We start from the raw sequence: 15,149 nt of genomic DNA, 5'->3' as shown, positions 1-15,149 counted from the left end.
TCGGGTTATTTTTATTTTTTACAGTTTAAAAATGAAAACTACATAGAAGGCATATAGAATAGAGTCATAGCTTTTTTATAGAAAAGAGGTCTTTTAATGGGATTTTTGACAAGATTCAGTCTCAAAAACGCATTCGCTGTATTTATCATTTCATTTTTACTGATACTTGGCGGCCTGTACTCATTCACCAGGCTAAAGGTTGATCTGCTGCCAAATATCGAATTTCCACAGCTCTCTGTGGAAGTCATATATCCGGGAGCATCCCCGCAAGACATCAACGAACAGGTTACCGAGAAGCTTGAAACAAAATTCAAAGGGATCGATGGCATCAAGAAAATGCAAAGTTCTTCATTTGAAAGCATTGCTATCATCAATCTGGAATTTCCTTTTGATACTCAGCTTGATGATGCCGAACAACAGGTCAACACCTTCATCAAGGAAGCAGGACTGCCTGAGAACGTGCAGACGAACGTAAACAGATTCTCATTTGGCACATTCCCGATTTTCAATATCTCCCTGTTTGCAAAAGGTGATGAAGATCTCGAGACTCTGGTGAACGAAGAGATCATTCCGGAGCTGAATAAAATCCAAGGCATAAACAGTGTTTCTGTTGGCGGCATGACCGAAGACATCCTTCAAATCACCGTGGACCAGGAAAGGGCAGCACAGGTGGGGCTGAGTTTGAATGATATTAAAGAAACGATTGATTCCAAAAAATTAAGCTTCCCGGCAGGCAACCTGAATGAAAACGAAATCCAGGTGCCGGTACGGGTGCAGGAAAAAGTAGAAAAAATCACTGAACTTGAAAGCCTGGTCATTAAATCAAAATTCACACCAGATGCTCCTTCCGTCAAACTAAGTGAAATTGCCTCGATCGATGTGGTAACCGAAAAACCGGAAATCACCCGGTATAACGAAAAAGAATCATTATCGATGGCTATCACGAAAAAGCAGGACGCAAATACAGTCGAAGTAGCTGAAAAGGTTTTAGGCGTGATCAACAGTTATGATGACCGCCTGGAATACGCGATCGGCTTCGACTCAGCAGAAGGAATTGAAAAATCAGTCAACACCCTCGTCAAGGAAGGGTTGCTCGGTGCCCTGTTTGCTTCAGTTGCCGTATTGATTTTCCTGAGGAATTTCAGGGCAACCATTATCGCGATTGTCTCCATCCCGCTATCACTGTTAATTTCGTCGATCTTTTTGAACCAGCTTGATATTTCATTGAATATCATGACCCTGGGCGGAATGGCTGTGGCAGTAGGACGTGTCGTCGATGACAGTATTGTCGTCATCGAGAATATCTTCCGGAGAGTCCGGAAAACCAATCAGGGCATGACCGATGACCTGATTCAGGATTCCACAAAGGAAATCCTGAAAGCCATCACGTCATCCACGATTACTACCGTTGTTGTCTTCTTGCCGCTTGGCCTTGTCGGTGGGATCACCGGGGAATTCTTCCTGCCTTTCGCACTGACGATTGTATTTTCACTGCTTGCATCATTGGTTGTAGCCGTTACAATCGTACCAATCCTGGCAAAATTCTCTTTCAAAAGAGTGCCAAAGGAAGAAAAAGAAGGTGCAATGCAAAGAGCATATGCCTCTTCCATCAGATGGTCCCTGAACCATAAAGGGCTCGTGATCTTAATGTCGATTGCCCTGCTTGCAGGTTCAGGATTCCTTGTTAGAGGACTTGGTTTCACTTTCATACCAAACGAGGAGCAAAAGCTGCTTGTTGCGACATTTCAGCTGCCCTCTTCTACTTCACTTGAAAAAACAAATGAAGTTTCGCTGAAAGTCGAGAATATGTTCGCAGAACAAAAAGAAATCAATGATGTAACCGTCGGAATCGGAAGCCGTGATTTTCAGACTGGTCTCAAACGCCAGAACCAGGCGAACTTTTTTTTAAGCCTTGGAGAAGGAGCGAGTGTTTCTGAGTTTATTCCCAAGCTCGAAAAAGAAATGGAAGATACCGTGCTTTCCATAGAGCCGGATGCGAAAATCGGCATCCAGGAACAGTCCACAGGAGGTCCTCCATCCAATAACAATGTCAATATCGACTTATATTCTACTGACCTTTCTGCCTTACAGGAAGCAGCAGCCAAAGTCGAAGATTACATGAATAAGCAGGATGGCTTAAAATATGTGTCTAACAATTTTTCTGAAAAACAAAAACAGGTTCTGGTCGATATCGACCCTGAGAAAACGGCACAGCTGGGTCTCTCCGGCTTTCAGATTCTCGGCACCATCTCGGATAAAACAAAACCAGTCGATGCAGGTACCTTGCAGCTCGATGGGGAGGATCGAAAGGTTTCGATTATTTATGATGAGCAATCCGAAACAATCGATGATTTAAAGAATACCTTAATTTTCACCCAGCAAGGTCCTGTTCCAATTACAGAAATCGCCAGCATCACCGAGACTGAAGCATTCACCTCCATTCAGAAACTGGATGGCAAAATTTTCGCCCGGGTTTCTGCGCAGATCGATTCCAATGATATCAGGGCCGTTTCAACTGCTGTCATTGACGGTGTCAAAAATGATATCGACCTTCCAGATGGTGTTTCGCTTGAAGGCGGCGGCGGAAGCGATGAAACGATTGAAACCTTCACTCAACTGGGAATCGCCATGGTTGTGGCCATCGGGCTGGTCTACTTAACGATGTTGATTACCTTCGGTCAGGCAAGAATTCCGTTCATTATCCTGTCATCCCTGATCTTCGTCCCAATCGGTTCACTTTTGGGATTGTGGATTGCTGATGAACCAATGTCAGTCAGTGTCATGATCGGCTTGCTGATGCTGATTGGAATTGTTACGACCAATGCCATTGTCATGGTCGACCGAATTGGCCAGAATCGAACTGAAAAAGGAATGCCTGTACGTGAAGCGTTGATCGAAGCAGGAATTACAAGGCTCCGGCCAATCCTGATGACCGCTTTTGCGACAATTGCCGCATTGATTCCATTGGCACTCACCACCTCATCAGGCACCCTGATCTCAAAAGGGCTGGCAGTAACCGTAATCGGCGGACTTACCTCCTCCACCCTGTTGACATTGATCCTGATCCCGGTGATCTATGAAGTTTTCTTCTTCAAACAAGTGAAAAAAGAACGAGGTATGTAAGATTTGAAGCCCGCACTTAGATGCGGGCTTTTGTTTTGGAAGGATACCAAAGACGGCTATTGGTGACTTAATTTCTTACGATCCTTAAAAAGTGGGCACCATTAAGGGCTATTTGTGTCCTAAAAAAAACTGCAGACAACTGGATTTCCATCAAGTTTGTCTGCAGGCTGAGGTGATGCCCAAAGGCTTCACTATTCTATTTTACAGTTCACTGTCGTCGACTGATTCCAGCCAGCTGTCGATTTCGCCAATCACGGATTGAACACAGCCTTCTTCAAATGGTGAAATCAGGTTCGCTTCCTTTACAAGGTCAGTGAATGCCATGCTTCCGCCGAGTTTGCAGAGGTTGGCATAGTCGTTCCACGCTTCTTCCTTGTTTTCCCTTGAACGCTTCCAGAATTGGAATGCACAAATTTGGGCAAGCGTGTAATCAATATAATAGAATGGCGAGTTGTAAATATGGCCCTGACGCTGCCAGAATCCGCCTTCTTCCAAATAGGTGTTGCCATCATAATCTTTGTGCGGCAAGTATTTTTTCTCGATTTCACGCCATTGCTGTTTTCTCTCTGCAGGTGTTGCCTCTGGGTTTTCGTATACCCAGTGCTGGAATTCATCGACTGAAACACCATATGGCAGGAACAACAGGCCGCTGCTCAAGTGAGAGAATTTGTATTTATCGGTATCTTCTTTGAAAAATAGATCCATCCATGGCCATGTGAAAAATTCCATGCTCATGGAGTGGATTTCACATGCCTCATATGTTGGCCAGTTATACTCCGGAATCTCGAAATGACGGCTTGAGTATACCTGGAAGGCATGCCCTGCTTCATGTGTCAGGACATCAATGTCACCGGATGTTCCGTTGAAATTCGAAAATATGAACGGTGATTTATAGTTTTCAATATATGTGCAATAACCGCCGCCGGCTTTCCCTTTCTTGGCAACAAGATCCATCAGGTTGTTATCGTTCATATATTTGAAGAACTCACCTGTTTCAGCCGAGAGTTCATCATACATCTTCTGGCCGTTTTCAATGATCCACTCGGGGCTTCCCTTCGGTGCAGCATTCCCCGTCTTGAAATCGAAAGGCTCATCATAATATTTCAACTCATCGACACCGATTCGATTTTGCTGGCGTTCCTTCAACTTCGTCGCTACCGGTACGATGTATTTATGGACCTGGTCACGGAATGCCGCTACCATGCTGCTGTCATAATCAGTTCGGGACATACGGTAATAAGCCAGCTCGACAAAGTTGTTGTAGCCAAGCTTATGTGCCATTTCCGTCCTTACTTTTACCAGTTCATCATAAATGCGGTCAAACTCTTCTCCATGCTCTGAGAAAAATGCGAATTTCGCTTCACTGGCTTTTTTCCTTGTTTCACGGTCCTTTGACTCTGTAAATGGATCAAGCTGAGCGAGCGTCCTCTCTTCTCCGTCAAACATGATTTTTGCTGATGCTACAAGCTTTGTATATTGAGTGGAAAGTTTGTTTTCCTTTTGCATCAAAGGAACAATCTCCGGGGAAAATTGCTTCAATTGTGCATCAGCAAGTGCAAACAGTTGCCTTCCCCACTTCGCTTCAAGCTCAGCACGGAATTGAGATGACACAAGTGCTTCATAATATTTGGTCACAAGACCTTCTACCTCTGGAGCCAGTTCATCAAGAAAATCCTGCTCTTGCTTATAAAATTCATCTTCAGTATCAATCGAATGACGGATATAGCAAAGATTGAACATGGTTCCGACATCATTTCGCAGCCCATTGATTCCATCCATAGCAACACTTTGTTCCTCAACCGATCCGGCATTCTTGAATTGTTCAAGCAGCTGATCAAATTTGGCCGTCACTTCGTCCAAATTCGGCCGTGTATATGTATATTCCTCAAACCTCATCGTATTGCCCCCTTTATCTATATAAGGATGAAAATTCACCCCATCTCCATCCTATTCTACGGATGGCCCCATTTTTCCTGTTTAATGCATTGTCTTTTCAAAAAATTTTATTATCGGGATAACAAAAAAACGGCAATTGCCGTTTTTTTAATATTTGCTCACAGATAGCCCCAGCTTTTTTAACAGCTCGATCGCAGTGCCTTTTTCCTCATCTGACAGGCTGTCCATCAGTTCGTGAATCAAGGCGCTGTGTTCCGGAAAAATTTCTTCTATCAACTTTTTGCCATCTTCTGAAATTTTTGCGTATGTCACTCTTCGGTCTTTTGGACATGCCACCCGATTCAAGTAGCCCTTTTCTTCGAGCTTGTCGACCACATAGGTGATACTGCCGCTTGCAAGCAGGATCTTCCCGCCAATCTGCTGGAGTGGCTGCTCCCCTTTATGGTAAAGCAACTCAAGCACAGCAAACTCTGTGGGGTTCAGTCCATTTTTTTGGATGACCTTGTTCACCTTTTCATTAACTGCCCGATAGGCGCGGGACAATACAATAAATAATTTTAAAGATTTTTCTGTTTCATTGCTCATGCATAATTCATTCCTTTATCTTAAACGACTAATCCATAACTAGAGTATATCTGAATTTGTTGTTTTTATCAGTAATTCCCTTAATTTTATCAATAAAAACTATTTTAATTCATCATCCAGGTAAACATCGGGAAAGATTATCCCCATTCAAAAAGTTTAAAAACCTGTCTAATGAGGGAAAAATACGGGCATCTGCATAAATAATAAGGCTTTCGTTTATTTTAGTTGTTTCCGGCATTATAGCGAAAACCTTCAACAAAGAATTGGGAGTGTCTTGGATGAAAAAAGGTTTAGGAATTGTTATTGGTTTATTGGTGATACTGGGAATTTTCATCATGATGGGGGTTGGCAGCTACAACAACTTTGTCTCCGAAGAAGAGAATGTCGATCAGGCTTATGCCCAGATAGAGAACCAGCTGCAAAGAAGGCTGGACCTGATCCCGAATCTTGTGAATTCAGTCAAAGGATATGCATCCCATGAAAAAGAAGTGATCAAATCGATTTCGGATGCCCGTGCAAGGCTGGCTGGCGCAAATACACCAGAAGAACAGGCAACCGCAAATGCTGAATTGTCGGGTGCATTAAGCAGATTGCTAGTAGTGGTCGAGAATTATCCAAACCTGAAAGCGGATAAGCAATTCACACAATTGATGGACGAGCTTGCCGGCACAGAAAACAGACTGGCTGTGGCCAGGAAGGATTACAATGACCAGGTGTCCATTTATAACAAAATGGTTAAACGATTTCCAGGTGCCCTTATCGCAAACATAACAGGATTTGACGAAAAGGAATATTTTAAAGCAGACCCTCGGGCACAGGAAGCTCCTGAGGTTGACTTTGGAGGCTGATGATGACTCCGAAAAGATTCCCCGGATTAGCAGCACTGCTTGGCATCCTGCTCTTGCTGCTTCCATCCGGTGCAATCGCGGCACCAAATGAGATACCGGCACCTGTTGGAGATATTTATGTCCAGGATTTCGGGAATGTTTTAAGTGAAAATGAAGAAATCCAATTACGAACCATCGGCCGGTCGATTGATGACCAGACAACATCTCAGATTGCGGTCCTGACCGTAGATTCGATCGGGGAGACAAGCATCGAGGAATATTCAGTTGAGGCGTACCGTAAATTTGGCCTCGGGACCAAAGAAAATAATAATGGCGTATTGCTTGTTATTGCCATGCAGGAAAAGAAAATCAGGATTGAGGTCGGTTATGGACTTGAAGGGGTCATTCCCGATGGCAAGGCAGGGAGAATTCTTGATGAATACGCGATTCCTCACTTGAAAAATGGCCAGCCTAACCTGGCAGTGATGAATACGTATCAGGCTCTCGCAAATGAGGTGTCAGGTACGAATGAATATGGGAGCGCCCCGAATGATGTTCAGCAGCAACAGGATTTCCCCATCCCCTCCTGGCTGCTGATCATTATCGTAATCGGTGTGATCATCCTTGATTTCATGTTCTTTGGCGGTACCCTTACCTATCTGCTTTTGTCGATCATTTCAAGGGGCGGCGGCGGCGGTGGGGGTCCCCGGGGAGGAGGAGGCGGTTCTTCCGGCGGCGGTGGTGCAAGCCGCGGCTGGTAAGGATCTCTAATTTCTCACTTTCAGGGACCAGCATAGAGTCGAATTCAATAACAGAAAAACACCAGCAGCGGTTGCTCTGGTGTTTTTTTTAGACCTATTCATCAGCTGATTTTCACAATCGGCTCTTTGCATTTAATTCTGTCCGCGATCTCATCCATCATCGCCAGAAGTTTTTCATCTCTGTCCTCTGGAGCGATTTTCTTATGCAGGACGGCATACAGGACAACATCCCTGAGCATCAGGAACAATGGGACATGTTCTTTCCATCCTTCGGGGAGCTGATTCCCTTTCTGATATCCATTGATGAATGACTCCAGAAACATTTGTCCAAAGCGCTGGCGCTCCTCTTTTTCACTGGCAGGAATTCTGTATAGCAAGGAATAATACAAGGGAATGGCGATGTCGGATGAGAACCAATGATAACTGGCATCATCAAAATCAAAAACATGGATTTCTTCTCCATCATAAAAGAAATTGCCGGAATGGATATCACTGTGGATGACTCCAAAATTATCGATATTTTTCGGGAGCAATGAAATGGACGATATCACCGCTTTTGCATTCTGGACCAATTCCTGCTCTTCAGCAGGATAATATTTTTCCACCTGGAGGAGGTCATCTTCATCCCAACTGCAGCGTTTTTTGATGCCTTCGGATGGTTGGTAACTCTTTGTTACGCTGTGCATCCTTCCAATCGTTTCTCCCCACTTTTCAAATAGTACATCATCGAATTGCTCTGAACGGACAGAGACAGCCTTTCCTTCAGCTTTCGCGTACAAGCATCCGTAAAAAATACTGCCATCCTCTGCTGCTGCTTCTTCAACCAGACTTCCGGTTAACGAAGGAAAGACTTCCGGAACAGACAGGCCTTCACGGTATAAATGTCTCATCCAGTCGAGCTCGGATAAAATCTCATCCTTATTACGATGGGTACTATGAGTGATGCGCATGATATAGGGCTGGCCAGTCCTATACGTTTCAAATACATAATTTTCGAAATCCCCAAGCTTCTTTACTTCGGCCTCTAAACCAAAACGCTCCAGAAAACCATTCAACACTTCCACGGTCATCTGTAAATTCACTGTCTGTTCCATTCCTCGCTCTCCTCTTTGAATAATCTGTATTTTCTCAATTTTATTAGACCATATATTTTAATAGAAAAGCTATTCTTATCTGGTGACTTTTTTTGTAAAATGATATGTAGGAAACCGAAATAAATTTTAAAGGAGACAAACATGAGCCAAACAGCAGCTGCTGTCAGCGCAAAAACGCAAAATCAAAATGTGACAGCATATAAAATACTTTTTATCATTGGATTGGTACATTTATTGAACGATTCCATCCAGTCCGTCATTCCTGCGATGTTCCCTATACTCGAGAAATCGATGGGCCTTTCATTTACCCAACTAGGAATGATTGCCTTTTCCTTGAATATCGTATCTTCCATCCTTCAGCCTTTGATTGGGATGGCAACCGACAAAAAGCCGATGCCGTTTGCCCTTCCGCTCGGTCTTACCTCAACAATGTTCGGTGTTCTCGGCCTGGCATTCGCTCCGAGTTTCGAGTTTGTCATTCTCTCGGTTTTGTTCATCGGCCTAGGATCAGCTGTCTTCCATCCTGAAGGGTCGCGTGTAGCCTATATGGCAGCAGGCCCGCGCAGAGGATTGGCACAATCCATATACCAGGTTGGCGGAAATTCCGGGCAGGCACTTGCTCCGCTCATCACCGCGCTGATATTAGTTCCGCTTGGCCAATTCGGTGCTGTATGGTTTACGCTTGTAGCTGCCATTGCCGTAGGACTGCTCATCTATATTGCTACATGGTACAACCGCAAATTGAACTTTGATAAAATTGCCGCTAGAACCAGACAAGCCACCACAAAAATCAATAATGGCATTTCTAAAAATATCAAGATGGCTCTTGTCCTGATTTTATTTTTAATCTTTGCAAGATCCTGGTATATTTCTGGCATGACAAATTTCTATGCATTTTATGCGATTGATAAATATGGACTTTCGATTAAGGAAGCGCAATTGTTCCTGTTTGCTTTTCTTGTTGCAGGTGCGTTCGGCACATTCTTTGGCGGCCCGCTCGCTGACCGTTTTGGAAAGAAGAAGATCATTTTCCTTTCCATGATCGCAACTGCTCCTATGTCGGCAATCATCCCATTTATGCCCCTTTCGGTTGCAGTCTTCCTGTTGACCATCAGCGGCTTTATCCTGATGTCGAGCTTTTCCGTTACGGTTGTATATGCCCAGGAACTGGTTCCCGGCAAAATCGGTACGATGGCCGGACTGACAGTAGGATTGGCATTCGGCATGGGTGCTATCGGCTCTGTCGGCCTGGGATATCTCGCTGACATGATCGGGCTTCCAATGATGATTATCTGCGTCGGCTTCCTGCCCCTGCTGGGAATCCTGACCATGTTCCTTCCGACAGATCAACAACTGGCAGAATGGAATAGATAAAACGTCACTGGCAATTAAAATTTTCCATCTGCATTTTTTACGTTTAGGCATGCTCCTGTTAAGGAAAGAAAGATAGTGAGGATATATTGAAGGGAGATTATCATGTCTAAGTTTAAGATTAATTATTTTTTTGAAAAAGATTTTGTCGTTTCACGACCAATCGAGGTGGAAAACATATCTGAAGCCATCCAGGATGCCAAAGACCAGGAAGGCATGATTGAATTCACCGGTGAAGATGATGTTTTTTATAAATTCGATACAAAAGACATTAAACTGGTCACAATCACAACGGCTTAAATGTAAAAGAAAGGGTGAAGCAATCGCTTCACCCTTTTTATTTTTATTTTGGCTCTGTTAAACAAGGCTGTTGATTTTCGTTCCAGGCGCTTCGCTTTCCGCTGGAAGAATAATGAAAAAGCCCAACTGCCGGCTTTTTCAAAAGGCAATTCTTCCTGGCTGGCGCTGAGCCTCCTCGTCGCTTTGCTCCTGCGGGGTCTCACCTGACCAGCTTCGCCCGCAGGACATTGATTAGCTTCCTGAATCAGCCCACGCACGATGGAAATGCGGTAGCATTTTCGGAGGAGTCTACGCGCCTTCCTCTACAATCAACAGGATTTAGAAATCAACATTTAGCTTTAACAGAGCCCCTATTTTATTAACTTAATGCGCTGAGCTAATTCTTGCTTTTCTTCTTCGCTGAGCATATTTTCCGCCATAGGGAATAGGATGCTCTCTTCTTTTGAGAAATGGCTCACCAAGGTGTAGTTTGCATTTTTGATCAGTTGGGCATTTTCGACCATCTGCTCGGCTGTAAGACCTGCAACTCCATCCTTTGTGTTATGAAGGAAAGCGCCGATAAACCGTTTTGCCTGATCATGTTCATATTCCATCACCGCTATTGGTCCCATTTCCCTTCCGATATAAGCAGCCATCATCTCGAACAAAACGCCCTCTTCCCGCTCTGAATGGGGTTCCAGTTCAGCGAGGAATTCGACGACCATCTCCCTCAGCTTTGAAAAGTTCTCCTCCATTTGCATACCTTCCTCAACTTTCCCTGAAAGAACCAAAAGATGCGCAAGCCTTTCCAATAATGGCGGGTGTTCACTTTTTAACTGTTGAAGACCTTCACTTAATGTAAAATTAGAATCCTGGGTTAAACCGCTCATACAGCCTGTCATGCTAATCGGCCTCCTATACATTTTGATACCTTCATTATAAAAACCAGTAATCTCCCAGGTTGTGATAGGAATCACAATTTTCATTTTACGAACGAAATTGTGAAGGAAATATGACACTTCGTTAAAATTTCTAAAAATTTTAACAATTATTCTTCAAATATCTAAACACCTTACATATAATGAAGTTATAGCTTAATGTAAAAGGAGTGAATGTAGATTGCAGAACTCTTTATATCGCGATTTTTATGGAAAATCACTTGTTCCCGCGGGGCTTAGTGACCAGAAATCCTTCCTTGGAATCCAGCCTGATCTGTTCTATACACATTTAATGATCGGATTACAGGGCCATCAGGAAGAAGGCAAAGATTCTTACCATTGGAATGTTACCATTTATAAATCAGACTCTTCCGGAATCTATGATGCCGGCAAACCCGTGTACGCTTCGGAATTGTTTGACCGTTTCGATGATGCCATGCTTGAAGCGCGGAAATTAGAAAAAGAAATCCGCAATGATGAACTTCACTTGATGCGCCATCAAGAAAAAATCAGCTAATCTCTCCCCCCTAAATCCATACCCTCTTAAGCTTCACCCTTTTTTGCACCCACTTGTGAATTAACTTACATATGATGAATATAGAACATTTCTATAAGATTGATTTTGTAAACTGATCCCCTTCCCACGATTCAATAACTATTTCAAGACTTTGCTCCCCAAAATTACTAGCTCTTCTTCAAAGTTCCCTTGATTACCCAAAACGAATAAAACAGAAAAAGCTGGCGACCATTTTAGGTCAGTCGCCAGCTTTTTACTTTTTCTTGGTCACGCGAGCCTGAATACGATTCCATGTCCGCCTTTTGGATATTCCCATTTGATGTTCTGGTACGGGCAGCCAATCCGGCAGCTCCCACACTCATGGCAGCCCTCATAGCCTACCTGCATCCGTTTTCCTTCCCATTTGTAGACCTCAGCCGGACAGAATACGGTGCACAGTTTATCAGGGCACTGAGTCATGCAGACGTCATGGTCCAGAACGGTCAGATGCGATTTCGTGTCACACTTAAACCTTAAAAGAAATTGTTTTTCCTCGATGTTTGTCGTTGACATTATTTCACCGCCTTCCAGGCACGATAGATGTCTTGCATTATCTTAAAGGTTCCTTTTTCAGCCGTCACACTGCGCATGATTTCCTTTTGTTTTTCTCTCTTAGGTGTTCCATCTACCGTGAAGAATTTGCTCATCGCTTTGTTCATCATTGGCAGATATTCCTTGAAGTATTGCGGGTATGTCTCGAAGGTATGTGCTGCATCCTTGTATTTTTCAAGGTCCTTTATGATGAAGCTGCCGAATAATGCTTCCTTATAGCGGTTCAGGCTGTTCTCGCTGAAGTCGCCATCTTTCTTGGCCTCGACAATCGCTTCAGCAGCCATTTGTCCCGAAGCCATCGCCATGTTTGAACCCTCACGATGAATGGCATTGACCAGCTGGGCAGCATCTCCCACGACAAGCACCCCGTTTCCGGCAACTCTCGGCACAGAATGGAATCCACCCTCCGGAATCAAGTGCGCAAGATATTCCGCAGACTCTCCTCCCTCCAGATATGGACGTACCATTGGATGCTTTTTCAGGTAATCCAGAAGTTCATATGGCTTAAGCTTTGCTTTGATCATGCTTGAAAGTGTGGTTCCCACTCCGATATTCAAGCTTTCTTTGTTTGTATAGAGGAAGGCAGTGCCCAGATTGCCTTTTGTAGAATCTCCGAAAATTTCAATCGTCGTTCCGTGATTTCCTTCAAGATTGAAGCGTTCATTGATTTTGTCCTTCGGCAGATTGATTACTTCCATTACCGTCAGGGCAACCTCATCAGGCCGGAATTCACGATGGAAGCCGAGCTGCTTGGAAAGCAGGGAGTTGACTCCGTCTGCCAGCACGACAACATCTGCAAATACTTCTCCATCTGGACGATCGGTCTTGACGCCTACCACCTTACCGTTTTCAACGATACATTCCGTCACAACTGTTTCATTTATCAATAATGCCCCTTGCTCGACAGCTTTCTTTGCGAACCACTGATCAAAATGTGCCCGCAGGACTGTAAAGTTATTATATGGTTCAACCGCCCATTCGAGACCTTTATAACCAAACTGGACAACCGATTCTTTATCCATCATCCAAAAACGCTGTTCTACGACTGGCCTTTCCAGCGGCGCTTCCTTCCAGAACTCGGGAATGATGTCTTCCATCTGTTTACGGTAAAGAACTCCGCCCATAACGTTCTTTGAGCCTGGATATTCCCCCCGTTCAATCAACAATGTTTTCAATCCATTTTTGGCACAGTTGTAGGCACATGATGTTCCAGCAGGGCCGGCTCCTACGACGATTACATCAAATTTTTCAGACATAGCTCATTTCCCCGCCCTTCTCTTTGCTGAGCTCTTTGAACTGTTTGATCAGCTTTGGAACAATTTCCAATGCATCACCGACTATGCCATATGTGGCAACATCGAAAATCGGTGCATTCGGATCCTTGTTGATGGCGATGATCAACTCGGAGTTTTTCATGCCCTCCACGTGCTGGATTGCCCCGGATATCCCGATGGCAAAGTAGATTTTTGGTGTGACGGTCTCCCCCGTCTGCCCGACCTGCTGCTCATGCTTCAGCCAGCCTGCTTCAACAACATCCCTCGTTCCTCCGACGCTTGCGCCGATGACTTCGGCCAGTTCATGGATCAGCTGAAATCCCTGGATATCGCCCATTCCTTTTCCGCCTGCTACAATGACATGAGCTTCTGACAGACTTGCTTTTTTTGTTACGTCCTTCACAATTTTAAGCACTTTTGTGCGCATGTCCTCTTCTCTAAGTTCCAGTTCTTCTTCAATGATGACTCCCTTACGGCCAGTATCAGTTTCGAGGGCTTTCATGACTTTAGGTCTTACGGTTGCCATTTGCGGCCTGTGCTTTTTGCATAGGATCGTGGCCATGATATTGCCGCCAAATGCCGGACGGCTTGCCTCAAGCAGCCTTTTCTCGACATCAACGTCAAGCATGGTCGTGTCAGCAGTCAACCCGGTGCTTAAATCAGTCGCAACCGCACTGGCCAGGTCCTTTCCATTTGGTGTCGCACCATAAAGGAAAATCTCGGGTTTATATTTTTCTGCCAGTATACAAACCCCTTTCATGAATGACTCAGTCCGGTAATCTTTCAGGACTGGATGGTCTACAACATAAACCTGGTCAGCACCGGCGTATATTACGTCGTTGGCTAAAGGCAGGACACCTTCACCTAGCATCACTCCGGCAAGCGGAACTTCGAGCTTGTCTGCAAGCTTTCTGCCCGCACCCAGTAATTCCAGCGACACTCCTTCGATCTTTCCGTCATTTACTTCAATGAATACCCAGACTCCCTGGTTTTCTTGCATCCTTTTATTCCCCCTTCAAAAATCGGAATCAAGAGTTGGCTGTATTTAATTTCAATAAATCTTTTCGTTCCAGCAAAATTCCCATAAGCTGTTCCACCTGAGAATCCGGGTTTCCTTCCAGTCTTTTTCCGCCTTCCAGCTTAGGAGGGCTGAACATCTTGCCAACGATTGTTGGAGACCCTTTTAGGCCAAGCTGGGTTTTATCAACATCCTCAAGATCATTCACAGACCAGATGACAGGTTCATATCTGGCAGCCTTGATCATGTTCGGCATCGGAGCATACTCGATGTCATTAATCTCTTTTTCGACTGTCAATAAACAAGGAAGCTGTGATTGAAGGACCTCATAGCCGGCGATTTGCTTCCGTTTGATATGAACATATTTTTCATCCTTATTAACCTCTGAAACTTCTATAACATTTGTAATTGGCGGAATATCAAGACGCCGGGCAATACCTGGTCCTACTTGACCTGTATCACCATCAATCGCGTGCTTTCCGCAAATGACAAGGTCGATTGGTTTATCCTTCGAAATTTTCTCGAGCGCTTTGGAAAGAGCATAGCTTGTAGCCAGTGTATCTGCACCCGCGAACGCTCTGTCAGAGATCAAGTAACCCTGGTCTGCGCCAATTTCAACACTTTTCTTGATGACAGCGACTGCCTGTGGCGGCCCCATGGACAAAACAGAAATCGTTCCACCTGTTTTCTCCCTGATTTTGACCGCTTCCTGCACAGCATGGGCATCATAAGGATTCAATATTGCAGGTGCACTCCTCCTGTCAAGAGTATTCGTCTTGGGATTGATTTTAATGATCTTTGTATCGGGCACTTGCTTGACACATACGACAATATGCATACTCTCTTTTCCCCTCCTTGAAATAAAAACTATTAAA

General features: G+C 44.4%; 14 protein-coding genes. 6 read left to right on the top strand and 8 right to left on the bottom strand.

All coding sequences use genetic code 11. From position 1 onward, the window contains the following. The first annotated feature begins 96 nt into the window (after positions 1–96). Entirely contained in the window at positions 97–3,123 is a 3,027-nt protein-coding gene (locus tag J7E38_RS05050) for an efflux RND transporter permease subunit (RefSeq protein ID WP_214709828.1), read from the top strand. 201 nt (positions 3,124–3,324) lie between these two features. On the opposite strand, the gene J7E38_RS05045 is transcribed toward J7E38_RS05050, so the two are convergent. Continuing rightward, the gene (locus J7E38_RS05045; RefSeq protein ID WP_214709830.1) at positions 3,325–5,019 is read right to left on the bottom strand and encodes a M3 family oligoendopeptidase; all 1,695 of its coding nucleotides are present in this window, start codon (positions 5,017–5,019) and stop codon (positions 3,325–3,327) included. 147 nt (positions 5,020–5,166) lie between these two features. Then, on the bottom strand, positions 5,167–5,604 hold the full coding sequence (locus J7E38_RS05040; protein ID WP_214709832.1) for a MarR family winged helix-turn-helix transcriptional regulator: 438 nt from the start codon (positions 5,602–5,604) through the stop codon (positions 5,167–5,169). 278 nt (positions 5,605–5,882) lie between these two features. On the opposite strand from J7E38_RS05040, the gene J7E38_RS05035 reads away from it, so the two are divergent. Together J7E38_RS05035 and J7E38_RS05030 are read left to right on the top strand one after the other, a co-directional pair. Then, entirely contained in the window at positions 5,883–6,452 is a 570-nt protein-coding gene (locus tag J7E38_RS05035) for a LemA family protein (RefSeq protein ID WP_214709834.1), read from the top strand. Then, on the top strand, positions 6,452–7,192 hold the full coding sequence (locus tag J7E38_RS05030) for a TPM domain-containing protein (RefSeq protein WP_215038200.1): 741 nt from the start codon (positions 6,452–6,454) through the stop codon (positions 7,190–7,192). Before J7E38_RS05035 ends, J7E38_RS05030 begins: the two co-directional genes overlap by 1 nt. A gap of 101 nt (positions 7,193–7,293) precedes the next feature. On the opposite strand, the gene J7E38_RS05025 is transcribed toward J7E38_RS05030, so the two are convergent. Further along, the gene (locus tag J7E38_RS05025) at positions 7,294–8,286 is read right to left on the bottom strand and encodes a phosphotransferase enzyme family protein (RefSeq protein ID WP_214709837.1); all 993 of its coding nucleotides are present in this window, start codon (positions 8,284–8,286) and stop codon (positions 7,294–7,296) included. Between the two features lie 141 nt (positions 8,287–8,427). On the opposite strand from J7E38_RS05025, the gene J7E38_RS05020 reads away from it, so the two are divergent. Together J7E38_RS05020 and J7E38_RS05015 are read left to right on the top strand one after the other, a co-directional pair. Further along, positions 8,428–9,660 (top strand): MFS transporter, encoded by a 1,233-nt coding sequence (locus J7E38_RS05020; protein WP_214709839.1) that lies wholly within the window; start codon positions 8,428–8,430, stop codon positions 9,658–9,660. Between the two features lie 102 nt (positions 9,661–9,762). Continuing rightward, complete coding sequence (locus tag J7E38_RS05015) at positions 9,763–9,957, top strand: hypothetical protein (RefSeq protein ID WP_214709840.1); 195 nt, start codon at positions 9,763–9,765, stop codon at positions 9,955–9,957. 350 nt (positions 9,958–10,307) lie between these two features. On the opposite strand, the gene J7E38_RS05010 is transcribed toward J7E38_RS05015, so the two are convergent. Continuing rightward, entirely contained in the window at positions 10,308–10,838 is a 531-nt protein-coding gene (locus J7E38_RS05010; RefSeq protein WP_214709842.1) for a hemerythrin domain-containing protein, read from the bottom strand. Between the two features lie 217 nt (positions 10,839–11,055). On the opposite strand from J7E38_RS05010, the gene J7E38_RS05005 reads away from it, so the two are divergent. Further along, positions 11,056–11,391 carry a hypothetical protein gene (locus tag J7E38_RS05005; RefSeq protein WP_214709844.1) on the top strand — a complete coding sequence of 112 codons (336 nt, stop codon included), beginning with the start codon at positions 11,056–11,058 and terminating at the stop codon, positions 11,389–11,391. A 267-nt stretch (positions 11,392–11,658) separates the two neighbouring features. Here the strand turns inward: J7E38_RS05005 and J7E38_RS05000 are convergent, their stop codons facing one another. The 4 genes from J7E38_RS05000 to J7E38_RS04985 are packed head-to-tail and all read right to left on the bottom strand — an operon-like array spanning position 11,659 to position 15,112. Further along, complete coding sequence (locus tag J7E38_RS05000) at positions 11,659–11,943, bottom strand: ferredoxin family protein (protein ID WP_023615122.1); 285 nt, start codon at positions 11,941–11,943, stop codon at positions 11,659–11,661. Beyond that, positions 11,943–13,238, bottom strand: coding sequence for an FAD-dependent oxidoreductase (locus J7E38_RS04995; protein WP_214709846.1), 1,296 nt, complete (start codon positions 13,236–13,238; stop codon positions 11,943–11,945). The genes J7E38_RS05000 and J7E38_RS04995 overlap by 1 nt, the downstream gene beginning before the upstream one ends. Beyond that, positions 13,231–14,256: an electron transfer flavoprotein subunit alpha/FixB family protein gene (locus J7E38_RS04990; RefSeq protein WP_214709848.1), complete on the bottom strand. Its 1,026-nt coding sequence runs from the start codon at positions 14,254–14,256 to the stop codon at positions 13,231–13,233. The genes J7E38_RS04995 and J7E38_RS04990 overlap by 8 nt, the downstream gene beginning before the upstream one ends. Positions 14,257–14,284: 28 nt before the next feature. After that, positions 14,285–15,112 carry an electron transfer flavoprotein subunit beta/FixA family protein gene (locus tag J7E38_RS04985; protein WP_214709850.1) on the bottom strand — a complete coding sequence of 276 codons (828 nt, stop codon included), beginning with the start codon at positions 15,110–15,112 and terminating at the stop codon, positions 14,285–14,287. Positions 15,113–15,149 lie beyond the last annotated feature (37 nt).

Origin of the sequence: Bacillus sp. ISL-35, from assembly GCF_018613355.1 — a bacterium.
Classification (GTDB): domain Bacteria; phylum Bacillota; class Bacilli; order Bacillales; family Cytobacillaceae; genus Mesobacillus.
The sequence above is the reverse complement of the archived record's forward strand: the minus strand, read 5'-3'. Positions and strand labels throughout refer to the sequence as shown.

Excerpts from the sequence above, each read along its gene's own strand:
- J7E38_RS05050 (WP_214709828.1), top strand. The coding sequence starts at position 97 with ATGGGATTTTTGACAAGATTCAGTCTCAAAAACGCATTCGCTGTATTT.
- J7E38_RS05045 (WP_214709830.1), bottom strand. The coding sequence starts at position 5,019 with ATGAGGTTTGAGGAATATACATATACACGGCCGAATTTGGACGAAGTG.
- J7E38_RS05040 (WP_214709832.1), bottom strand. The coding sequence starts at position 5,604 with ATGAGCAATGAAACAGAAAAATCTTTAAAATTATTTATTGTATTGTCC.
- J7E38_RS05035 (WP_214709834.1), top strand. The coding sequence starts at position 5,883 with ATGAAAAAAGGTTTAGGAATTGTTATTGGTTTATTGGTGATACTGGGA.
- J7E38_RS05030 (WP_215038200.1), top strand. The coding sequence starts at position 6,452 with ATGATGACTCCGAAAAGATTCCCCGGATTAGCAGCACTGCTTGGCATC.
- J7E38_RS05025 (WP_214709837.1), bottom strand. The coding sequence starts at position 8,286 with ATGGAACAGACAGTGAATTTACAGATGACCGTGGAAGTGTTGAATGGT.
- J7E38_RS05020 (WP_214709839.1), top strand. The coding sequence starts at position 8,428 with ATGAGCCAAACAGCAGCTGCTGTCAGCGCAAAAACGCAAAATCAAAAT.
- J7E38_RS05015 (WP_214709840.1), top strand. The coding sequence starts at position 9,763 with ATGTCTAAGTTTAAGATTAATTATTTTTTTGAAAAAGATTTTGTCGTT.
- J7E38_RS05010 (WP_214709842.1), bottom strand. The coding sequence starts at position 10,838 with ATGACAGGCTGTATGAGCGGTTTAACCCAGGATTCTAATTTTACATTA.
- J7E38_RS05000 (WP_023615122.1), bottom strand. The coding sequence starts at position 11,943 with ATGTCAACGACAAACATCGAGGAAAAACAATTTCTTTTAAGGTTTAAG.
- J7E38_RS04995 (WP_214709846.1), bottom strand. The coding sequence starts at position 13,238 with ATGTCTGAAAAATTTGATGTAATCGTCGTAGGAGCCGGCCCTGCTGGA.
- J7E38_RS04990 (WP_214709848.1), bottom strand. The coding sequence starts at position 14,256 with ATGCAAGAAAACCAGGGAGTCTGGGTATTCATTGAAGTAAATGACGGA.
- J7E38_RS04985 (WP_214709850.1), bottom strand. The coding sequence starts at position 15,112 with ATGCATATTGTCGTATGTGTCAAGCAAGTGCCCGATACAAAGATCATT.